General features: G+C 41.5%; 23 protein-coding genes. 10 read left to right on the forward strand and 13 right to left on the reverse strand.

The window, feature by feature from the left end; all coding sequences use genetic code 11:
- Positions 1-62: 62 nt before the first annotated feature.
- A complete protein-coding gene (locus tag FTT92_RS11840) occupies positions 63-1,523 on the reverse strand; it encodes an EcsC family protein (RefSeq protein WP_180172205.1) in 1,461 nt (486 codons plus the stop codon).
- A 272-nt stretch (positions 1,524-1,795) separates the two neighbouring features.
- Here FTT92_RS11840 and FTT92_RS11845 point away from each other — a divergent pair, with 272 nt between their 5' ends.
- Both FTT92_RS11845 and hemJ read left to right on the forward strand, forming a co-directional pair.
- Entirely contained in the window at positions 1,796-3,025 is a 1,230-nt protein-coding gene (locus FTT92_RS11845; RefSeq protein WP_111885033.1) for a beta-ketoacyl synthase N-terminal-like domain-containing protein, read from the forward strand.
- 68 nt (positions 3,026-3,093) lie between these two features.
- A complete protein-coding gene (gene hemJ / locus FTT92_RS11850) occupies positions 3,094-3,546 on the forward strand; it encodes a protoporphyrinogen oxidase HemJ (RefSeq protein WP_180022661.1) in 453 nt (150 codons plus the stop codon).
- Between the two features lie 228 nt (positions 3,547-3,774).
- Here hemJ and FTT92_RS11855 read toward each other — a convergent pair whose 3' ends face one another.
- Positions 3,775-4,485 carry a GntR family transcriptional regulator gene (locus tag FTT92_RS11855; protein WP_078194219.1) on the reverse strand — a complete coding sequence of 237 codons (711 nt, stop codon included), beginning with the start codon at positions 4,483-4,485 and terminating at the stop codon, positions 3,775-3,777.
- Between the two features lie 22 nt (positions 4,486-4,507).
- Between FTT92_RS11855 and lhgO the strand changes: the two genes are divergently transcribed.
- Both lhgO and FTT92_RS11865 read left to right on the forward strand, forming a co-directional pair.
- Positions 4,508-5,716 carry an L-2-hydroxyglutarate oxidase gene (gene lhgO, locus FTT92_RS11860; RefSeq protein ID WP_180172206.1) on the forward strand — a complete coding sequence of 403 codons (1,209 nt, stop codon included), beginning with the start codon at positions 4,508-4,510 and terminating at the stop codon, positions 5,714-5,716.
- A 32-nt stretch (positions 5,717-5,748) separates the two neighbouring features.
- Positions 5,749-7,056 (forward strand): MFS transporter, encoded by a 1,308-nt coding sequence (locus tag FTT92_RS11865; protein WP_180172207.1) that lies wholly within the window; start codon positions 5,749-5,751, stop codon positions 7,054-7,056.
- Positions 7,057-7,165: 109 nt separating this feature from the next.
- Here the strand turns inward: FTT92_RS11865 and lysM are convergent, their stop codons facing one another.
- The 6 genes from lysM to FTT92_RS11895 form a co-directional block, all read right to left on the reverse strand.
- A complete protein-coding gene (gene lysM, locus FTT92_RS11870) occupies positions 7,166-7,639 on the reverse strand; it encodes a peptidoglycan-binding protein LysM (protein WP_078190053.1) in 474 nt (157 codons plus the stop codon).
- 191 nt (positions 7,640-7,830) lie between these two features.
- Entirely contained in the window at positions 7,831-8,067 is a 237-nt protein-coding gene (gene acpP, locus FTT92_RS11875) for an acyl carrier protein (protein ID WP_078190054.1), read from the reverse strand.
- An 85-nt stretch (positions 8,068-8,152) separates the two neighbouring features.
- A complete protein-coding gene (gene fabG, locus FTT92_RS11880; protein WP_078190055.1) occupies positions 8,153-8,887 on the reverse strand; it encodes a 3-oxoacyl-ACP reductase FabG in 735 nt (244 codons plus the stop codon).
- Positions 8,884-9,864 (reverse strand): ACP S-malonyltransferase, encoded by a 981-nt coding sequence (fabD, locus tag FTT92_RS11885; protein WP_078190056.1) that lies wholly within the window; start codon positions 9,862-9,864, stop codon positions 8,884-8,886. The genes fabG and fabD overlap by 4 nt, the downstream gene beginning before the upstream one ends.
- Before the next feature lie 205 nt (positions 9,865-10,069).
- Complete coding sequence (rpmF, locus tag FTT92_RS11890; RefSeq protein ID WP_004279227.1) at positions 10,070-10,252, reverse strand: 50S ribosomal protein L32; 183 nt, start codon at positions 10,250-10,252, stop codon at positions 10,070-10,072.
- A 77-nt stretch (positions 10,253-10,329) separates the two neighbouring features.
- Positions 10,330-10,887 (reverse strand): DUF177 domain-containing protein, encoded by a 558-nt coding sequence (locus FTT92_RS11895; RefSeq protein WP_078194223.1) that lies wholly within the window; start codon positions 10,885-10,887, stop codon positions 10,330-10,332.
- Positions 10,888-10,984: 97 nt separating this feature from the next.
- Here FTT92_RS11895 and FTT92_RS11900 point away from each other — a divergent pair, with 97 nt between their 5' ends.
- The 3 genes from FTT92_RS11900 to FTT92_RS11910 all read left to right on the forward strand — a co-directional run bounded on the left by FTT92_RS11900 (position 10,985) and on the right by FTT92_RS11910 (position 12,784).
- The gene (locus FTT92_RS11900; protein WP_180129891.1) at positions 10,985-11,647 is read left to right on the forward strand and encodes an elongation factor P hydroxylase; all 663 of its coding nucleotides are present in this window, start codon (positions 10,985-10,987) and stop codon (positions 11,645-11,647) included.
- 89 nt (positions 11,648-11,736) lie between these two features.
- A complete protein-coding gene (locus FTT92_RS11905) occupies positions 11,737-12,354 on the forward strand; it encodes an L-threonylcarbamoyladenylate synthase (RefSeq protein ID WP_078190059.1) in 618 nt (205 codons plus the stop codon).
- Between the two features lie 103 nt (positions 12,355-12,457).
- Positions 12,458-12,784: a hypothetical protein gene (locus FTT92_RS11910; RefSeq protein WP_180172208.1), complete on the forward strand. Its 327-nt coding sequence runs from the start codon at positions 12,458-12,460 to the stop codon at positions 12,782-12,784.
- A 14-nt stretch (positions 12,785-12,798) separates the two neighbouring features.
- Here the strand turns inward: FTT92_RS11910 and FTT92_RS11915 are convergent, their stop codons facing one another.
- On the reverse strand, positions 12,799-13,518 hold the full coding sequence (locus tag FTT92_RS11915; protein WP_180172209.1) for a GNAT family N-acetyltransferase: 720 nt from the start codon (positions 13,516-13,518) through the stop codon (positions 12,799-12,801).
- A gap of 339 nt (positions 13,519-13,857) precedes the next feature.
- On the opposite strand from FTT92_RS11915, the gene FTT92_RS11920 reads away from it, so the two are divergent.
- The 3 genes from FTT92_RS11920 to rluB are packed head-to-tail and all read left to right on the forward strand — an operon-like array spanning position 13,858 to position 16,405.
- A complete protein-coding gene (locus tag FTT92_RS11920; protein ID WP_180172210.1) occupies positions 13,858-14,652 on the forward strand; it encodes a ScpA family protein in 795 nt (264 codons plus the stop codon).
- Positions 14,649-15,245, forward strand: a complete 597-nt coding sequence (gene scpB, locus FTT92_RS11925) for an SMC-Scp complex subunit ScpB (RefSeq protein WP_180172211.1) — start codon at positions 14,649-14,651, stop codon at positions 15,243-15,245. The genes FTT92_RS11920 and scpB overlap by 4 nt, the downstream gene beginning before the upstream one ends.
- Before the next feature lie 41 nt (positions 15,246-15,286).
- Positions 15,287-16,405, forward strand: a complete 1,119-nt coding sequence (gene rluB, locus FTT92_RS11930) for a 23S rRNA pseudouridine(2605) synthase RluB (RefSeq protein WP_180085370.1) — start codon at positions 15,287-15,289, stop codon at positions 16,403-16,405.
- A gap of 51 nt (positions 16,406-16,456) precedes the next feature.
- On the opposite strand, the gene FTT92_RS11935 is transcribed toward rluB, so the two are convergent.
- Genes FTT92_RS11935 through FTT92_RS11950 form a run of 4 tightly spaced genes read right to left on the reverse strand, consistent with a single transcriptional unit; the run spans position 16,457 to position 22,321 of the window.
- Entirely contained in the window at positions 16,457-18,196 is a 1,740-nt protein-coding gene (locus FTT92_RS11935) for an ABC transporter ATP-binding protein (protein WP_180172212.1), read from the reverse strand.
- Between the two features lie 13 nt (positions 18,197-18,209).
- Entirely contained in the window at positions 18,210-19,349 is a 1,140-nt protein-coding gene (locus tag FTT92_RS11940; RefSeq protein WP_078194230.1) for an ABC transporter permease, read from the reverse strand.
- A gap of 7 nt (positions 19,350-19,356) precedes the next feature.
- Positions 19,357-20,295, reverse strand: a complete 939-nt coding sequence (locus FTT92_RS11945; protein ID WP_078190067.1) for an ABC transporter permease — start codon at positions 20,293-20,295, stop codon at positions 19,357-19,359.
- Between the two features lie 10 nt (positions 20,296-20,305).
- The gene (locus tag FTT92_RS11950) at positions 20,306-22,321 is read right to left on the reverse strand and encodes a M3 family metallopeptidase (RefSeq protein WP_078190068.1); all 2,016 of its coding nucleotides are present in this window, start codon (positions 22,319-22,321) and stop codon (positions 20,306-20,308) included.
- Positions 22,322-22,327: the final 6 nt, after the last annotated feature.

Here is a 22,327-nt window from a genome sequence, read left to right on the forward strand (position 1 = left end):
ACGATCATCGAAAACATTTATTCATCATGATTTGCGCAATTTTTCACCCACAAATAAATAGTTTATTTTTCAGAAGAATCTGCTGATTTTTTTGTAACTTTATCTACGGCTGCTGTTTTGGCTTTACGCGGCTTAGTTTTGGGTGCAGCTTTTTCCACTGGGACATCTTCCTGCTGTACAGATTCCAACACATCAAACTCATCTTTTTCAGCTAAAGCAGGTTTTTGCGCAGCCACGGGTGAATGAGGCTCAACAACTTTTTCCGCAAGTGCCTCCAAACCTTCTGAGACTTTTTGTTCCTGCTCTACCTCCACTTCGGCTGCATTAGCGGTTTTAAGTTGTGTTTTTTTGGTGACTTTTACTGCGCGAATACTCTCATGACCTGCAACATCTATGGTCTGATCTAGTACAGGCTCAGCCAAATCAATATCTTTTGCCTTAATGCCTTCTAGTAATTTAGGTGTTGCTTGAGCAAGCAACTCAAGAGAACGCTCATAGGCATGTAAAGGAGACAAGCTAATATCTTGATGCTGCAAAATATATTGGCGCGCATTAGAAAAGACTTGCTGTGCCTTCTGATTCACTTCATCCACCAAACGGCGACTATACACCACACTTACACCAACACTCGCCACAGGAGATAATCGTGATAGCTGATTTAACAATGAAACTTTTGGCATTTGATTGAGCCATGCCCACTTAAACTGACCATTTTCATCTAGTACATATTTTTTCAATACTGCTGCATCAGTATCTGAACCCACCAATTGCTGTAACTGATGCAAATCACTATTTTGTAGCGTACTACTCAGAGCTTTTATTGCCATAAGCAAAGTTTGTTTTTCTGCAATTAAACTCAAGTCGACCTGTTTAAAAATAAACTGAACAATATCTTGGTCACTTTCTTTGCTTAAGTCGAAACCATAAGAACGTCCAACTTGATAAATCACTCGCAGAGTCATAATCAGTGAAGCAGGGATATCAATACTTGAACCAATGACACCTGTCGCACCTGTTAAAGCCCCTTGAATCGAAGCAATCCATTTATTTTGCTCGCCCAAGGCCTGACTAATGCGACGCGAACGATCGACATCTTGTGTCAACTCTTCTAAATCACGTACCCCAGCTTCATCCAGTACAGCATCTACAGATGAAATATCCGAACTAAAATGATTAAGTCGATCAAATAAATAATCAGAAATTTTGTCACTAAATTGAGGAGCAACAAAATTAGCCACATTATTTACGGTATTAAAATGTCGACCGAATAATTGTCTAGAAACATTTGGAACGTGTTCACGCAAGATTTGCTGAGGATTATCATATTTTTTTACATCAAATACGCCCGCTTGCCTTGACTGACCCTCCAAGGTTTGACCATTTTTTTGAGGTTGAATGACCTTAGTTACGGATTCTGGTGCGACATGATTAATGATGGACACCCCAGTAGAACTGAGCTTTTTAGCCACTCCAAAGGCGTTTGAGAGTAGACCTGCCGTTGGTTTATTATTCGTTTTCACCATTCCCTACCTCATTAAAACTATTCTTGAAATTATTGATAAATACTAGGTGTAGTCAAACTTTATCACAACTTGAATATGTATCTTTAAGTTAAGTTTTTTGCTGTAAAGTTGCAAATTAGCTCAGTCAACAATAGGCATAGGATTTGCCATAAGAATTCAAAAAGCTTTCTGCTATCATTATTCCAATCAAATTATATGAGTTCGCTATTTAGAAAGTTTCCTTCGTATACTTTTAATAGCTTGCTCACACACTACCTATAAAGGATCTGTAGATGAAACGTGTTGTAATCACTGGTATGGGCATCAACTCATGCATTGGTAATACATTAGAAGATGTCACTCATTCTTTGCAAAACGGGATTTCTGGAACACGTTTCAACCCAAGTTATGCTGAACTTAATTTTAAAAGTCATGTCAGTGCGGCTGCAGAACAAAACTTTGACGGTATTGACCGCCGCTTAAAACGCTTTATGGGTGTATGCGCAATGTATGCATACAACTCAGCTTTGGCTGCGGTAGAAAATGCAGGCTTAACAGCAGAACAAATCGGTGGTAATCCACGTTACGGTATTGCGGGTGGTTCAGGTGGTGGTTCAACTGCATCTGTTGTTGAAATGAAAGAACTTCTAGACACCAAAGGTGCACGTAAAGTTGGTCCATTCTTTGTACCACGTAACATGACCAACACCATTACCGCAAACGTGGGTGTTGCATTTAAAATGCAAGGTATTGCACATACGATTACTAGCGCTTGTGCAACATCTGCAGATGCCATTGGTTATGCATACAACCTGATTCAATTAGGCAAACAAGACTTAATGCTTGCCGGTGGTGGTGAAGAAGACCATTGGTCACAAAGTCTTTTATTTGATGCAATGGGCGCACTTTGTTCAAAATACAATGACACTCCTGAAACTGCTTCCCGCCCTTACTCTGCTGACCGTGACGGTTTCGTGATCGCTGGCGGCGGTGGCTTCGTTGTACTAGAGTCACTTGAACATGCTCAAGCACGTGGTGCAAACATTTTGGCTGAAGTTGTCGGCTATGCAGCAAATTCTGACGGCGCTGACATGGTTGCACCATCGGGCGAAGGTGCGACGCGTTGTATCCTTATGGCTTTAGAAGAAGCTAAACAACATGGTGTAGATACCATCGACTATGTTAATACACACGGTACATCTACTCCGGCAGGCGATGTCACTGAACTTAAAGCGATGGAGCGTGCTTTCGGTGAAGGACAAGTTCCTCCGCTCAGCTCGACCAAATCGATGACCGGTCACAGCCTGGGTGCTGCAGGTGTACAAGAAGCGATTTATTCTATTTTGATGATGCAAAATGACTTTATTGCACCAAATATCAACGTGACTGAACTTGACGAAGGTGCAAAACCTTTTGATATCGTACTTGAAAAACGTGATGCAAAATTGAATACTGTGATGAGTAACAGTTTTGGTTTTGGCGGTGTAAACGCTTGCCTCGTTTTCAAAAAATGGGAAGCTTAATATAAAGTTTGCTGCTTTGGCGCTTCGCTGCCAAAGCACACACCCACCGCCCTTTTAAGGGTCAATATATGGATGCTCCATCAGATGCTTTCCTCTGGGTCAAAGCATTACATATCATCGCAGTTGTTTGCTGGTTCGCAGCGCTATTCTATCTCCCTCGCCTTTATGTCTACCACGCTATGAGTGATGATGCTACGAGTCATCAGCGCTTTCAAATCATGGAACGTAAGCTATACCGCGGCATTATGTGGCCCGCTATGATTGCTACATTGATCACTGCGCACTTCCTCGTCGATTGGGGTGATGCAACACGACACTACCATGAAGCGCTTTGGTTCTACTTAAAAGTGGGATTGGTTGGACTATTGGTGATTTATCATTTTGTTTGTGGTTATTACCGTAAAAAGCTTATCGAAAATGCACATTATAAGTCGCATAAATTCTGGCGTTATTTTAATGAAATGCCCACTTTGATTTTATTTGCGGTTGTTATTTTAGTTGTAGTAAAGCCAAGCTTCTAATATTTCATATTCAAAAAAACCTCCAAATGGAGGTTTTTTTGAATTCATAGACATCAAATAAGCAAATTAATTAAAATAATTAAATCTTCATTATTTCAATGTCTTACGCTTAAATAATTTTTTTTGTAGCATAAGCTTTTGAAAACTTAGACTAAAGTCTAAGCCATCTCAAGTAAAGACAAATATCTTTTCAATTTACCTGTTGCATGCAACATGCTAGTATCTATTTTATAACCAATTCAGATACTCACTTGTACTGTAGTCAGACCAACTACTGTCCCGCTTAGCTGATTCTTGGTTAATCAATAATGTCGCTGTATTGATGATATGTGTGCGCATGCAATCTGCAGCCTTTTGCGCATCACCTGCAACTACCGCACTATGTAGTTCCAAGTGATCTTCAAAAGTCTGCATGCAGTTTCTTGAAGATGGAATAGTTGCAGAACCTGCAATCAAAACCTGATTTCGCGTATTACTGATAACGTCAATTGCCTTTTGATTACCCACAATTTGCAGCAATGCCAAATGATAGTCGCGGTCCGCTTTTAAAGTTCCTGTGATGTTTTCTGATGAAGCCTGTAGCTTGAATTCTTCAAACAAAGTATTCAAGCGCTCAATATCAGCCTCTGTTCGAACCTCTGCTGCACGATGAATTAGCGGAACTTCCAGCATGAGGCGAATTTGGAAAGACTCAATCATGGTAGGAAATGAAGTGGGAATAATGCGAATGCCTTTGTTCTTTTCAATTTTTACAATTCCAATCTTTTCCAGCATTTGAGCAGCTTCGCGAACGGGTGTGCGTGAAATGCCGCCCAGCATCTGACCCAATTCGGTTGCAGAATATAAAACATTGAATTGCAAATGATTATTAATAATTGCGTCCTGCAATATTTCAAATGCTTCTTCCGTCAATGTTTTAGGTTTTTGAATCAATTTCATGCTGTTTTACAAGGGAATAAATATGACTAACAAACATTATGCCATCATCGGAGGGGGAATCAATGGATTAGCTGTTGCCCGACAACTCCTTCTCGATTTCCCTGATGCCAATGTAACAGTCTTTGAAAAAGAAACAGAAGTTGCAATGCACCAATCTAGCCACAACTCAGGCGTTGTCCATGCGGGTCTTTACTATGAGCCAGGCGGCTTAAAAGCGCGTTTGTGCCGACGCGGTGCGGAATTGGTTCAGCAATATTGCACAGAAAACAATATTCCTTATGATGAGTGCGGCAAAGTAGTTGTTGCACTTTCAAAAGAAGAAGAAAGCCGTTTAGATGCCATCTATCAAAAATCGATTGCCAATAAAGTGCCTGATGTCCGCATTTTAACAGGCAACGAAATACAAGATGTAGAGCCAAACTGTATTGGCACTAAAGCGTTGTATTCTCCACGTACAGCCATTGTGAGCTATGGCGAAATTGCACGTCATATTGCGCAAGAAATTAAACAAAAAAATGGCACATTAGTCCTTGGTCGCAAGGTAGTGAACTTAACCGAGCAGCACAACAAAATCACCGTTCACTTTGAAGGCGGCGACCATTATTCAGAAGCATTTGACTATGTTGTGACTTGTGCAGGCTTACAGTCAGATCGTTTAGCAGCAAACTCTGGTGATATTGAAACTCCCAAAATTGTGCCTTTCTTTGGACAGTACTATGTCATTGATGAGCAATTTAAAAGCCATGTCAAAGGCCTAATCTACCCAGTGCCTGATCCTAAATATCCATTTTTAGGTGTGCACTTCACCAAACGCATTGACGGTCAAATGACCATTGGGCCAAATGCATTTATTTCTTTCGGCCGTGAAAATTATACAGGCAATAAATTCAATCTTTCAGATATTTACGACTTTCTAACGTACAAGGGTTTTTGGAAATTCTCATCGAAAAATATGTCTGCAGCTATGCGTGAACTTAGAACCGTACTGAGCCAGACTAACTTCGTTTCTGAAGCAGCCAAATACGTACCCTCACTTGCCGATGTATCAGTTGAGCCTGCAACACGCGGCATCCGCGCGCAAGCCATGGAATCTGATGGCTCGCTAGTAGATGATTTCGTCATTCGTAAGCAAGGCAATATTACCCATATCCGAAATGCACCATCTCCAGGGGCAACCTCATCCCTTGCGATTGCCGAATATATTGTTCGGGAAATTATGACGCACCACTAATTCATCAGGACACTCACTTAAAGGAATATTAAATGAGCAACATCAAAGAGACAGAAATCGAAAAAAAGAAGCGGCTAAAGAAGGTAGCCACTGCAACCATCGTTGGCTCCATGCTGGAATGGTATGACTTCTACCTCTATGCAACCATGGCTTCGATTGTATTTAGTAAGGTTTTTTTCGATAATTCAGATCCGGGCAGCGCAACCCTAAAAGCTTTTGCAACTTTTGCAATCGGCTTTATTGCCCGCCCTATTGGTGGTTTATTCTTTGGCTATTTTGGCGATAAATATGGCCGTAAGAAAATGCTATTTGTCACCTTTTTATTAATGGGGCTATGCACCACTGCAATTGGATTCATTCCGACTTATGAATCCATTGGTATTTGGGCTGCGGTATTACTGGTATTCTTCCGTATTATTCAAGGTCTTGGTGCGGGTGCGGAGTTTGCAGGCGCTGCCATTACATCTTATGAACATGCCTCTGAAGATAAGCGCGGCAGCCAAGGCGCTTGGCCTGCTCTCGGTCTAAATTTAGGTTTATTGCTTTCATCTCTAACCGTATTCTTGCTGACTTTAAATGGCGATGAATTCTTGGTGAATGGCGGTTGGCGTATTCCATTTATCCTTAGTTTTGTTCTAGTCCTTGTGGGCTTATGGGTTCGGAAGAGTCTGCCAGAAACTCCTGACTATGAAGAAGCGCATGTCACTAAAGCTAAAGTGAAAAACCCATTCAAAGACATCATGAAAACCAACATGAAAGGTTTAATGGTGGTGTTTATTGCAGCCATTGGCTACAACGCTTTGAGCTACATCTTTAAGACATTCTCCTTAGCCTATTTAACGCAATTTCAAGGCGTAAGCGCGCATGTCACATCTTTATCTGTGACCATTGCCAGTTTAGTGGCAATTTTCAGTGTGCCTTTCTTCGGCTGGCTATGCGATAAGTGGAACAGCAAAAAAGTGCTGATGATGGGCGGCTTTCTATCTGTACTCTTTGCCTATCCATTTATGAAACTTTTAGAAACGGGTGACAGCACTTCTATCTATATTGCGATTGCAATTGGTACAGGTCTTTTAGCACCAATGATGTTCGCACCACAAGGATCGTTCCTCAGTCGTCAATTTGCTGTCGAAAACCGCTCTACTGGTGTAAGTTCAGGTCGTGAAATTGGAACAGCCATCGCTGGCGGTTTAGCCCCTTTAGGTGCACTTTCCATGGTAGCTGCATCGCCAACACACTCAACAACCAGTGTTATTATTATTTTGGGCATCTCTGGCATTTTGGTGGCAATTGCTGCATTCTGCGATCAGGGCTATAAGTTTTCCAAACATAAAAATTAATATGGTGTATATATAAAAAAGGCGCATAAAGCGCCTTTTTTATATTGTTCGTTTTTACATTGCTCATATCTAAGATGAGCACTGAATAACAGCCCCACCCTGCTTAATATTAGGCAGGAATACGCAGCACTTGCCCTGGGAAAATGTCATCGGCATTTTTTAACAAAGGACGGTTTGCTTCAAAAATTTTATTGTATTGATTTGCATCACCATAAAATTCTTTAGAGATTTTAGACAGGTTATCTCCCGACTTAACAGTATAGAACTTACTTTCAGGCTCAGGACTCGTCACAGTTAACTGATCATCTACTTGTGCCACATGATCAATATTCCCTACTGCTAGGATAATCTTTTCACGATCTGCTTGGCTTTGTACCTGACCTTTCACTGTTGCTAGATCTGAAGTACCGTTATAACTCACAGACAAACCAGTTACAGGCAAGCCCAGTGCTTTGATATGACCCAATAACTTATTGGCAATTTCTTGTGCAGATGGTTCAGAAGGTGTTGCTGGCGCTGCTTGAGGTTCCGCAGGCGCTGTATTTTTTTTACCAATACCTTTTACAAAATCAAAAAGACCCATATTTTTCTCCGTTGTTTTTACTGTTTTAAATCATTTAACTATTGTTCAAACTCTATTCTTATAGCTAAAAAATAACCGCTTTTGAGTTGTTGTTGGTGACAGAAACGTAAGCTAATGTAAAAACAAAATATTCGGCATAAAAAAAGCCACCGAATGGTGGCTTTTTAAATCAGCATCGCTGAAATCTAAAATTAACCTAGTTTCTTAGAAACGTAGTCAATTGCAGATTGTACAGTAGTGATTTCGTTTGAATCTTCATCAGGAATAGTGATGTCGAAATCGTTTTCGAAAGACATAACTAATTCAACTAGGTCTAGAGAGTCTGCACCTAAGTCATCCATGAAAGAAGCTTCGTTTTTGATCTCGTCTGCTTTAAGACCAAGTTGTTCAGCTACTGCTTGTTTTACGCGTTGTTCGATATCGCTCACAGGAATTCTCCTCATTGCTTGTGGCGTTTTTAATGCCGTTAGTTTAATTGAATCTAAATCGTTTTGAAAGTTTATACTTGAGCGCTTAGCTCATGTATAAACCACCATTTACATGTAATACAGTTCCGGTAATGTAACTTGCCTTTTCAGAAGCAAGAAAACTTACGGCATTTGCGATATCTTGCGGCTCACCTAAACGGTTTAAAGCCACTTGATCACTCATCTTTTTACGAATTTCTTCGCTTAACTGTTCTGTCATTTCTGTTGCAATAAAGCCCGGAGCCACTGCATTTACAGTGATTTGGCGGCTTCCCATCTCTTTTGCAAGGCTGCGACCAAAGGCCTCAATCCCTGCTTTTGCAGCAGAATAGTTTGCTTGTCCTGGGTTAGCAAAATGTGCAACCACAGAACTAATATTAATAATTCGGCCAAAACGTGCTTTGGTCATACCCTTTAAAACACGTTTAGAAAGTCGATAAACGGCTTTCAAATGAATGTTGAGAATGTCATCCCAATCATCTTCTGACATACGAAGTAACAAATTATCTTTGGTAATACCAGCATTGTTCACCAAAACCAATACAGAACCAAAGTTTTGCTCAATGTCTGATACCAATGCATCAATTGCAGTTGCATCACGTACATCTAGAACTTTACCCGCACCATTTTCAGCAAAAGCAGCAGATAATTTTTCCGCACCCGCTTCTGAAGTTGCAGTACCTACAACAAAATAACCGTCTTGAATCAATTGCTGAGCAATTGCTGCTCCAATCCCTCGGCTCGCACCTGTTACTAAAGCAACTTTGCGTTCTTGTGTCATGCAATTTTCCCTTCTGCCACTAAAATGGCATTCAGTGCATCTTCCATACGACCTTTCGTGTCGAGTGGGAATGCTTTTTCAATATTTGGCAAACGTTTTGCGAGATTCGCAAGGACATTACCCGGACCACATTCAGCAATGTACTGAATACCTTGGTCTTGCAAATACTGCATGGTCTTTGTCCACTGTACAGATTGGTATAACTGTGCAGTTAACGCCTGACGTAATTGCGCTACATCAGTCGCGATTTCAGCGCCTACATTTTGTATTACAGGTATAGTAGGCAGCTCAATGGCAGTTTGTTCCAATGCTGTCGCAAACTGTTCAGCAGCAGGTTTCATCAATGCACAATGCGATGGCACAGAAACCGGAAGTGCGATTGCCTTACCGCCATTTTCTTTAGCAGCAACCATAACCGCTTCAACCATGGCTTTATCGCCCGCAATGACAACTTGACCTTGTGCATTGTAGTTTGCAGCATCTACTGAACCTGGGCCTTCTGCTTGAGCACAAAGTTCAATGACTTTGGCATCATCTAGACCCAAAATTGCCGCCATTGCACCTTGACCTTCAGGTACAGCACTTTGCATTAACTGACCACGTAGGTTCACCAGTTTAACGGCATCACCTAGGCTCATCGCTCCCGCAGCAACCAAGGCGCTGTATTCACCTAAAGAGTGACCTGCAAGGTATTTCGGTGCAACACCACCTAACTCTAACCACACACGCCATAAAGCAATACTGGCAGTCAGTAGTACAGGTTGAGTAAATTCTGTTTGGTTTAACCCTTCACCACTTTGAGCAATTTGCCAAAGATCAAAACCAACTGCTTCTGATGCTTCTGCAAATGTTGCTTGCACACTACTAAACTGTTCTGCAAGTTCAGCGAGCATGCCGACTTTCTGTGACCCTTGACCCGGGAACACGAATGCAGTTTTAGTAGCTTGAGCTGCTTGCTCGAGTTGTTTAGCAGACATAAAAAAATCCTTTATCAAGACTGGTGAATTTATGCTATTTGGACATTTATTCAACACAATCCCATGTAAGCTTGTTTCAGGGACGGAAATTTAACACTTAATTTTTGTCTTGGTAATTGCCAAATGCAACAAAAAATCGGTACAAAAAAAGGGAGCTTAACGCTCCCATTTTTTCTACTAAGCTTGACGCTTAATACATCACCAATTATTCAGCAGATGCTTTAGCGAATAATTGACGACCACGGTAGATACCATCTTTAGATACGTGGTGACGACGGTGAGTCTCGCCAGTAGCTTGGTCTACAGTTAATGCATTCTCGGTTAAAGCGTCATGTGAACGGCGCATGTCACGGCGAGAGCGACTTTTACGGTTTTGCTGAACGGCCATGATGGCTCCTTACAAAGATCGAAAAAATGGATCAGAACAAATTCGATTGTCTTATACTCAAGAGTATAACACAAAAATTAGTTAAGTTTACCCTTCAAACCTGCCAAAACATCAAACGGGTTGTCCCGTTTTTCTTCAACAAGCTCTTCAGCGGCAGGTTGATGCTTATGTTCACAAGCGTCGTGCTTAGGTGACAAAGGCATCAACAATAACAATTCATCCTCTATCAATGAGAGTAAATCAGCAGTCGCAGGCGCATCATATGAACCTTTGGTTGTTGCTTCACTTTCACCTAAAACGATGAAATCAGCATCCTCATCCAAGCGCTCTATCAGTGACTCGTCATCTACAAGAGCTAGATGAAAACTTGAAACAAGTGGGATCTCAACAGTATCCAGACAACGCTGGCATTCCATTGGAACATTTGTTTCAACATGACCATCTAGCCATACAATGCGATGATAAGCATCCATTGATAGCTTACAGTCTATGTTAATCAATTGATCATCAATTGATCCAACAGCTTCACGAGCAATACGAACAAAGCGAGATAATGGCAGTGTTCCTGACCATTTAAAGCCCTGTTCAGCCCATTTAAACGGCTCAATCTGTGCCGGAAAGGTATTTGCTGACATAATTAAGGCGGCAATTCTACAAATTCATCAGTACTCTGTCAAAGATTAAGATACAATTTTGTACTTATTTAGACAGACCATTTGGGTAACTTAAGTTATGCATCTGTTGCAGCCGCAAACAGAAGTGAATGTTTCATCACTTATGAGCACAATTTCAACGCTTGATTCTGACATTTCAACCGACCAAGTGCAACTCTCGGCTTGGGAGAAACTTTCCACAGAAACAGAACACGTCGAATGGCTCATCTTACACTTTAATCATTGGTTTTCCCACCTGAATGTGAGCTTAGTGAAAGGTGACTGTGAGCCCGAGTACTTTCCTGCTGATTCAAACGGCCCTGCCCGTATTCAATTTGCTCATGGTTATTTCAATAGCGCTTTGCATGAAATTAGCCATTGGACTATTGCTGGCGAGCAACGCCGTTTACTTCCCGATTTAGGCTATTGGTATGCACCAGATGGTCGCAGCAAAGAGCAACAAGCCCTCTTTGAACAGGTAGAAATTAAGCCCCAAGCGATCGAATGGTTATTTGCCAAAGCCTTTGGACGTAAGTTTCGTGTATCACTCGATAACCTCACTGGTGAAGGAGGAGATGGCAGCAGCTTTAAAGATAATGTCTATGCACAATTACAGGCTTATTTTAAAGGTGAAGCCAAACTTCCACGCGATGCTTGGCGCTTTATCCAATGCATTTGCCACTGTACACGTGCTGGCAAAATGTTACAGGCGAATGAATTTCAACGTGAAATGCTTGATTAAATTATACAATTTGACTGCATTTCACGTTGCACAAAGCGAATAGACCGCGACATAATGTCTAGAGCTTTTAATAATAAGAGGAAAACGACATGTTGCATTTAAGAATACATCCGGAAAATCCTCAGCCCCGTTTAATTACGCAGGCCGTTGAACGGATTCGTGCCGGCGATGTGGTGGTTTATCCTACAGATGCCGCCTATGCCATCGGTTGCCAGATTGGGAACAAAAATGCCATGGAACGCATTGCCCAAATTCGTCAGCTCGATGCTAAACATCAATATGCGATTATTTGTGCAGATTTATCTGACATTGCCACGTATGCCAAAGTCGACAATGCCATGTATCGTTTATTGAAAAATAACACCCCTGCTGTCACCACCTTTATTTTACCTGCGACCAGTGAAGTTCCTCGCCGTTTAATGCATCCTAAAAAGAAAACCATTGGACTGCGTATTCCGAGCAACCCGATTTGCCAATTATTACTCAAAGAATTGGGTGAGCCTTTATTAACATCGACCTTAATTTTACCGGGCCAAAAAGAACCGATTGATGACCCTTACGAAATTGAACTGCAAATCGGCAAACGCATAGATGTATTAATTGATGGCGGTTTAGGTACTTTAAATACCACTAGCGTTGTAAACCTTGCAGGTGAATACCCTGAAGTGATTCGCCGTGGTGTCGGTGATGTCAGTGCCTTTGAATAGCATGTACTGTTAAATACATGCTGTTACCGATCAGAGGCACAGCATGTAAAGGTCATCTGCTCAAAACGCGGTTAAAGCACCTTTCGATAAAGGAATCGACCTGATGACTTTATTTCAAATTTTACTCAAGCTCCAAAATGCGATAGACCTCAGTGTCTCCGAGCAAAACAGTCTTAATCATCTTGCTATATATGCCACTGAGCCGTGGACTTTAGAATCCAAGGCTCAACTGAGGGCAATAGATAAGAATTTAATTTCACCAATAGCGACAACACAGCCGCAAATTTTTCGTTATTTTTTGCATGCATCAACGGTCAAATCACTGTTTAAACGTAGAGCTAATCAAAACCTCTGTTCGCAAGCGCAGTGCCAAGTCATCATCGAATTTGCACTTGAACAAAGGGTCTTACTAACAGGTTCAAAGCCTTGATCGTGTACTTTTGCTCAAGCGCAATAAAGCTGCATAAATTCTTTTAAGTGAATTTTTTGTTGTCCCTGCTCATCAAAATTATTTGTATTGAGCCAAGCTGCATATGCTTGAGACAACATTGGCCAATCCTGATCCAACATCGCAAACCAAGCAGTATCACGATTACGACCTTTCACTATCACATGTTGACGAAACAACCCTTCAAATTGAAAGCCAAAACGTAAGGCAGCATTTTTCGAAGGCGTGTTCAAGTCATCACACTTCCACTCCACCCGTCGATATCCCGCTGCAAAGCATGCTTTTAACAATAGATAAATGGTTTCAGTTGCGGCTGTTGATTGCTTCATTAAACTTGAAAAATAGACATTACCAATTTCGATGACGGCATGTGCTGGGCGTACATTGAGCAAACCAACCCATCCTACAATGGCATCACCAACTTCAATGACATAATGTATCGAACCGGCAAAATGAAAGGAATGCTGAAAATAATCAAGCAATTGCTGCATGCTTTGAATTTGAGAATAAGGCAAATACGTCCAACAGCGTTCATCAGGTTCTAGTTGTACTGTCTGCCATAGCCGCTGTAAAAGACTATCATCAAGCTGATCGGGCAACATCGGAATAAGTCGAACAAATTGCCCCACTTCGGTTTTACATCTGAACTGGCAAGGTTCAAACTGCGCCAACGTCATCCCTACGGCCTGATCCCATTGATTATATTGTTGTGGCATAGTAAATATTCTTTTAGTCAATTCATTCAAATCATTTCATGCTGGACGCCCATCACCCAGATATCACAGCTTAAATGAGTTCATTGATTAATGAGTGTATCTTTTACAATTAACACAAGATGTGATCGATATCACAGCTTTAAAATTTTACATGTGTATAAATAAAGCCTATTCCCTATAAATTTTAAGTTTTTTACCCAATTCAACCGTTCAGTAATTTCTTTAAACGCATTTTTCCATTACACTATTCCCTATAACTTTTGTGCTTTTACTTTCGATGTGAGATCGAAGCGAAAGCTGTCTGCATGCCTTTGAAAATTCGCGTGGCCTATAATTGCAATGAACCAAACTGTCCATAATTCTATGGAAGATGCTCCACACATTCGCGTTTTGGATGAGTGGCAAGAAGCTATTCCAGAAGATTTGTACATTCCACCCGCTGCATTTGAAATTCTATTAGAGCATTTCGAAGGACCACTCGACTTTCTGATTTACCTGATTCAAAAAAATGGCTTCGACTTATTACAAGTCGATATTGCCCCAATTGCATCCCAATATTTGTCCTATATGGATGCAATGAAATCTCTAGATATTGAATTAACCGCAGATTATATGGTGATGGCAGCTTTATTGGCCGATTTAAAATCGCGTCTATTATTGCCAAAACCTAAATCGACCGCAGCACATGAACAAGATCCTAAACAAGAATTGATTGACCGTTTAGAAACGTATTTTCGCATCAAACAAGCTGCGGAAAGATTAGGTCAAATGTCAGTATTGGATCGAGATACATTCGATACCAATGTCAGTTTAGGAACGATTGTCGAAACCAATGACGGTTATGACATTCAATTACTTCGCTATGCCATACTCTGTGTTTTTAATCGACCAGAACCAGTTACCCACCAAATTTTACAAGAACCTGTCTTACTCGAAGAACGTATTGCTTATATTGAAACTAAGCTTGAGTCAGGTGAAGTATTAGATTTTGCGGACTTACTCAAACCAAGCCAAGGCCGCATGGGTGTTGTCGTGACATTTATGGCCGTGTTGGAACTGACACGCCAACAAAAAGTCCAAATTGTCGCATCAGGTGTAGAAGCACCGCTTGCAATTCAGGGAGCACGTGCATGAACACTGCACTTAAACAAATGACTGCGGTGTCTTCAGAAGATAATCTGCATGAAATTTTGATGCAGCTTGAAGCCATTATTTTTGCCAGTGAAGCGGCAGTGAGTATTGCCCGTTTAAAAGAGGCTTTCCAAGACCGTTTCAGTAAAACCGAATTACGCCAATATTTGCAGCAGCTTTCAATGCTGCAACACGGCAGATCAATTGAACTTGTTGAAACCGCTCAAGGTTTCCGTTTTCAAGTACGTGCAAAATATCGTAATATTATTGCACAGACCTGGCCTGAACGACCAACTCGTTTATCGCCATCCTTGCTCGAAACTCTTTCTGTCATTGCTTACCATCAACCGGTAACCCGCGCAGATATTGAGCAAATCCGTGGGGTGACCAACAATAGTCAAATTTTACGTACGTTATTTGACTGGAACTGGATTAAAGAATCTGGTTTTCGTGAACTCCCAGGACGACCCGCGTTGTTAGTTACAACGCCTCAATTTTTAAATGCTTTTGGTCTAACCTCATTGGGCCAATTGCCTCCCCTGCAGGATGCCAAGGAAGCTTTTATGGCCCTCGATGCGAATGCACCGAAGTCATAAATAGGTGAACTGTTGATGATAATTTCTAAGGTTATGCTGTCATGAGTGAAAAATTGCAAAAGGTGCTCGCACGCGTTGGTTTGGGTTCTCGCCGTTATATGGAAGAAGTCATTGCCGCTGGTCGTGTGAGCGTAAATGGGCAAGTTGCCCAAGTGGGTGAACGTATCGAACCAGGTGATGAGCTTCGCATCGATGGTCGTAAAGTTCAGTTCCAAATTGAAGACGAAATTCGTCGCCGTGTGTTGATTTACTACAAACCAGAAGGCGAAATTTGCTCACGCAATGACCCTGAAAACCGTCCAACGGTATTTGAGCAATTACCTCAAATTACAGGTGATCGTTGGGTAATGGTAGGTCGTCTAGATATCAACTCTACAGGTCTATTGCTGTTCACGAATGACGGTGAACTGGCGAACCGTTTAATGCACCCTTCTAGCGAAATCGAACGTGAATATGCCGTTCGTGTCATGGGTGAAGTCACTCCTCAGTTAAAAAACAACATGTTACAAGGCGTTGTTTTAGATGATGGCCCTGCAAAATTTGAGTCATTCTCTGAAATTGGTGGTGACGGTATTAACCGTTGGTATCAAGTGGTTGTAAAAGAAGGTCGTAACCGCGAAGTTCGTCGTATTTTCGAATCTCAAGGCTTAAAAGTGAGCCGTCTTTTACGTACACGTTATGGTTCAGTAATTCTGCCACGCGAACTACGTACTGGTCGTTGGATCGAGCTAGATAAACAAGATATTGACAATTTAACCAAGTCGGTTGAACTTAAACCACGTCAAGGTACTGGCCTGTTTGGTATGGCGAAACGTCGTACTGAACGTATGCAAGACAAACCAATGGCAGCACGTCGTGGTGGTTACTTACGCCAACAACGTCGTGACAGTGACGAAAACCAGCCACTACAAAGCAATGGTTATCAAGACAATCGTGGCGAACGTCGTACTGGTCGTACTGAAGGTGGATTCCACGGCAATGGATTTAATCGTTCAGAGCGTCGCAACGACGGTTTCAACAATAACCGTAATGATCGCAACAGTGAAAACTTTGGTAACCGTGAACGTCGTAACGACAATTTTGGCAATCGTGAGCGTCGTAATGACTCTGTGCCAAGTCGTGCATTTAGCGGAAACAACAAAGGCTTTAAGAAATTTTAATTTCTTAAGCACAAAAAAACCGCTCATTTGAGCGGTTTTTTTATACCAACACTAAACAAACTGTTCAGTGGTTTGTGGAATCGCACTCAGCAAACGCTTGGTATATTCATGCTGTGGTGATCGATACAGCTCATCCGAGTTTGCAATTTCAACGATATCACCATGGTTCATCACCATGATTTGGTCAGAAATATATTTCACCACAGATAAATCATGTGAAATAAAGATATAGCTCAAACCAAATTCATCTTGTAAATCTTGCAATAAATTCAGAACTTGGGCTTGAACCGAAACATCTAGGGCAGAGACAGACTCATCACAGATCAAAATTTCTGGCTTTAAGGTCAAGCATCGTGCAATGGCAATACGTTGACGCTGACCACCAGAAAACTCATGTGGATAGCGATAAAATGCTTGGGCAGGCAAACTGACACGTTCAAGCAAATCAAACGCCATTTGCTCGCGTTCAGCATCATCCTTCCCTATCTGATGCACTTGCATCGGCTCCATCAAAATTTGACCCACAGTAAATCGTGGATTGAGCGAAGCATATGGGTTTTGGAAAATGATCTGTATTTTGCGCTGATATTGAGTAAATTCTTTGTCACTCATCGCCAAAATATCATGACCTTCAAACAGCGCCTGACCACCTGTCGCTTCCTGTAGACGCATCAGTAAAAGGCCAATTGTGGTTTTACCTGAGCCAGACTCTCCAACCAATCCGAGCGTTTTACCTTTCGCCAGTTGAAACGAGACACCTTTGACCGCCTGATACTCATCCTTACCAAATAAACCCTTGCGGCTATAAAACGATTTTTTCAGGTCTTTGACATCTAAAATAATCTGTTCATTACCCGTAAGACCACGCGTTCGTTGTCTACGGGTTTCCTCAGATAAATGCGCATCCTCAATCAGCTCATCACCATTTTGACGCATAAAATCACTGATCATCGGTAATTTATAAGGACGCTCTGACATCTGTGGACGACACTTAAGCAAAGCTCGAGTGTAGATATCTTTAGGATGATCCAGCACTTCATTGACCAAGCCTTGTTCACGGATTTCTCCATGACGCATGACAATCACCTGATCGGCAATTTCGCTTACCAATGCTAAATCATGCGTAATGAATAGCATCGACATCTCACGTTTCTTTTGCAAGGCTTCAAGTAAATCTAAAATTTGCTTTTGAATCGTCACATCAAGTGCTGTGGTTGGCTCATCGGCAATCAATAACTTCGGCTCACATGCAATCGCCATAGCAATCATGACCCGCTGTTGTTGGCCACCTGACATTTGGCTAGGATAGGCATCAATTTTCGTTTCAGGAGAAGGAATACCCACTTCCTTCAATAATTCCAAAGTCCGTGCTCTTGCCTGCTTACGTCCCATACCTAGATGAAGTCGTAATACTTCGGCAATTTGATCACCCACCGTAAAGACAGGATTGAGTGACGACATCGGTTCCTGAAAAATCATCGCAATATCTTTACCGCAGATATTACGCATTTCTCTTGGAGACAGACTCAGTAAATCCTGCCCTTCAAAAACAATTTTACTACTTGCATCTATACGGCTTTGATCACGTGGCAACAGCCCCATAGTTGCCAATGAGGTCACCGACTTGCCACTGCCAGATTCTCCCACAAGTGCCACAGTTGTATTGGCAGGAATGTCAAAAGATATTCCTTTGACCGTTTCGATATAGCTTTTATCTTCGGCTTTAAAGCTCACTTTCAGGTTTTGAACACTGAGGAGCGTTGGTTTAACAGTTTGATTTTGTTCCGTCATCCTTTACTCCTCCTTATTTCAATTTTGGATCTAATGCATCACGCAGTGCATCAGTAAACATCGAAAATGCCGTAACTAAAACCGCCATTGCTACAGATGCTGCTATAAGCTGCCACCATTTACCTAAAATCAATTCACTTTGTGCTTCATTAAGCATGCTACCCCATGACACAACCCCAACAGGAACACCAAATCCCAAGAAGCTCAAAATCACTTCTGACTTAATAAAGGCCACCACTAAAATCGAGATTTGCACCAATGCAATATGACTGACGTTCGGAAAGATATGCACAAAGATGCGTCGGAAATGACTAACTCCTATCGCTTTGGCAGCAAGTACATATTCACGCGAAGTATGCTTCATATACTCTGCACGAATCAGACGATATACCCCCGTCCACCCAGTAAGTCCTAGAATGAGGACAATTGACAAGATCCCCTTTTGTTGTAGTACAGCAGCAATCGCAAGAACCAAGAGCAAATACGGAATCGAGGTAAAAATGTTATAGAACCAGTTTAAAATATCATCAACCCAACCACCGAAGTAGCCAGAAATTGCCCCTAAAATTGTCCCAATCACGACAGCAAGTAATGCAGCTACCACGCCAACAATAATAGATGTTTCAGCACCCTTAATGGTTTTTTGCAGGACATCCTGCCCCCATTTATCCGCACCAAACGGTAAAGTTTGTTTTAGCTCACTTTGTTGATCTAACAAATGACCACCCAATTGCTGATCAATCGCCTTCATATCTTCTGCTAGTGGATCGACAACGCCATAGTAGTCAATTGCATTGGCACCACCTTGCTCAGTCGCAATCTCTGCATTCAGTTCAGCAATTACATCTTTTAAAGGATCAACAGGATTTTCAGGCAATGCCATATCTTCTGCTGATGCTTTGGTTTTGGCTGTTTCATTGAGTTCCGCCCCAATAAAACTTGGAGGTGCATAACTCACAGCCACTTCTTTATTCCAATTGGATGCAACCATGCCTGTCATCGACAATAACAACACCACGAAATAGCACAGTACAACGAACAACGACACCATCGCTAATTTATCGGCTTTTAGGCGTCGCATCGCCAACTTCCACAAGCCAGTCGATGCAGGTGTTGATGCCGTTGCTTTGGTCTTATTGAATATTCCTAGCATAGGCCACCTACTTCAACTGAACGCGAGGATCGACAAGTTTATAAATCAAATCCGCGATTAAGTTAAAAATCATTGTAGCCGCTGCAACGTAGACTGTAATCGCCTTAATGACAGGGAAGTCACTGCGTTCAACAGCAATAATGACTTCACGACCAATACCCGGAATACCAAAGAATCGTTCAATCAGGAAAGCGCCTATCAGCAGTGCCGGTAGACTCGACATGACATCGGTAATAATTGGAATTGAGGCGTTACGCAGTACATGTACACCTAAAATACGGCTTTCACCCACACCTTTTGCGCGCGCAGTTCGAACATAGTCTTGATTGACTTCATCCAATACAAAACTGCGGTATAAGCGCAAAGTTGGCGCAATACTCACCACCAACATAATTAAGATAGGCAGTAAACCGTATTTAAATAAGTTTTCGCTAAAGTGATCACTCCAGCCTTGAACCGGAAACCAACTCAACTGATATGCAAATACGTATTGGAAAACAATAATGTAAACCAAAATACTAATCGACATACCAATCGTACAAAGCATCATAATCATACGATCGGTTAATGTGCCACGAACTGAAGCCACAGCAAGTGCCAAACCAATTGAAATAATCGTTTGCAAAATGGTTAAAGGAATTAAAATCGTCAGTGACGGTCCTAGACGGGTCAAAATAATATCTGACACCGACTCACCTGTACTCCAACTCATTCCATAATCAAAAGTTAAAATCTGCTTAATGAAAATCCACAATTGGACATAGTAGGGTTGATCAACCCCCAACTGTTGTCGGATGTTTTCAATTTGCTCTGGGTTCGACATTTTGCCTGCTAGAATATATGCAGGGTCTCCACCTACCCAGTTAAATAAGAAGAATATGAGCAGAACAACCCCCAACATCGTTGGGATCATCTGCCATATACGCCGTATGATATATGCCAGCATAAAGTTGTCCTTACTTCACTCGTTGCCCAGTAATTTCATCAAAGAAAGCTTTGTTATCAGGTTTACGACCTAAGAAATCATGCACCAGTTTTTCGGCTTCATATTGACCACCTTGCGATAAGATCGTTTTACGGTAGCGTTGTCCCACTTCAGGGTTATTTAGGTTATCTCCGAAAGCAGACAACATATCGAGTGCCATCACTTCAGACCACATATAGCCATAATAGCCAACTTGGTAACCGCCCATGATATGGTTGAATTGTCCTGGGAATTCAGTGCTTGGGACATAGCCTAAAGCTGTCTCGCCTTCCATTTTCTTCCAGACATCTAAGGGTTTAACACTCAAAGCATCTGATGAGTGAAGTGCCATATCATATTTTGCATACAAGGCTTGACGTGCATAATGCAAACCACGTCCATAGCTATGAACTGCTTTTAATTTATTAATCAGTGCATCATCTACAGGTGGACACGCTGGATTACAGTAATTTGCGAGTGTAGATAAAGTTTCTTTACGACGCGCCCACTCTTCATACATTTGTGAAGGTGCTTCTACAAAGTCACGCTCTACAGAAGTCCCCGATTGAGATGCATAGCGTGTATTCGACAAAATACCGTGTAAGGCATGACCAAACTCATGAACAAAGGTTTCAAGTTCATCACTATTTAAACCTTTACGGTTAAAGTTGGTCACCAAAGCAGAAATCGGTTTACGCTTAGTCAAGGTACTACCACCTTTTACGCCCCAAACAGCCGCATGACCATACTTCCCTTCACGTGGGTATTTATCGATATATAAACCACCAAGCAACTCACCGGTCTTTTTATCTTTTACATCGTAATATTCAACTTCTGACTGCCAAACATCGACTTTCGCAGGCTTAAATTCAATACCATAAAGGTCAGATGAAATGGCAAAAATCCATTCTTGAGATGCTTGGGTTGGGAAATAGTCACGCAATTTTTCTTGATCGATTTGGTACTTTTCTTTGCGAAGTTTTTCACTCCAGTAACTCTCACTCCAGCGATTGATTTCAGCTTTTTCGAGTGGAATTTTCAGGCTTTTCGCTTTGAACTCACGTAAAGTCTCAACTTCTTTTTTCTCTAAAGGTGCCACCGTTTGATGAACATCGGCTAAGAACTTATTCACTGTTTCAGGGTCTTTTGCCATACGGTGTTGCAACACCCATTCGGCATAGCTTTTTTTGCCAAAGAGCTGCGCAATTTCATAACGTAAATCCATTGCTTGCTTTAACAATACTAAGTTTTTCTCAGTACCACGACGCGTGAATGCAGTTTGGTAACGCTTACGCGCATCATCGCTTTCTGCTAGTTCCATAAATGGACGGTATTCTGGGTATTCAAAACCGAGCAAATAATTGCCCTTTTCATTTTTCTTTAAGCCCGAAATATAGCTGTCTGGCAAGCCTTTCAACTCCGCCGGTGTAAACTCCAGTTTTTCTTTATTATCTCGTACATTACGCGCATATTCTTGTTCAATTTTTGCTAATTCATCAAAGATAGCTTTCAAACGAGCACGTTTTTCAGGTGTAAATTGTACCCCTGTATTTTCAAAACCATCCAAGATGTCTTGACGCATTTTTTTATCAATTTCGTCATTGGTTTTGAGTTTTTTAATTTGCTCGTAAAGTTTTGGATTTTGATAAACCGAAGTTTGAAACTCCATAATTTTAATTTCACAATCTTCCGCCGCCTTACGTAAAGCCTCATCAGGATCGACGTTACTATATAGTCCGATTGGTCCATAAAAATCTTCAAATTTGGCAAAAATTTGATCCCACTCCGCCAAAACAGGTGCTGCTTTTGCATTATTTTTTATCTTTTTTTGCTCAAATGCCGCTAAATCTGTTTTCACTTGCTGAATTTTGGCATCACACAGCGCAGGTATTTCTTTGGCTTGGAACTTTGGCAAAGTACTCCGTATTGAATCTTCGGCTTGAACGAATTGGCTAGCGCCGATCATCAACATACTGAGGGTGGTGAGTTTCAAAGCTTTATTTTTCATAATTTC

The organism is Acinetobacter sp. YH12023 (assembly GCF_013420135.1).
In the GTDB taxonomy this organism is placed as follows: domain Bacteria; phylum Pseudomonadota; class Gammaproteobacteria; order Pseudomonadales; family Moraxellaceae; genus Acinetobacter; species Acinetobacter amyesii.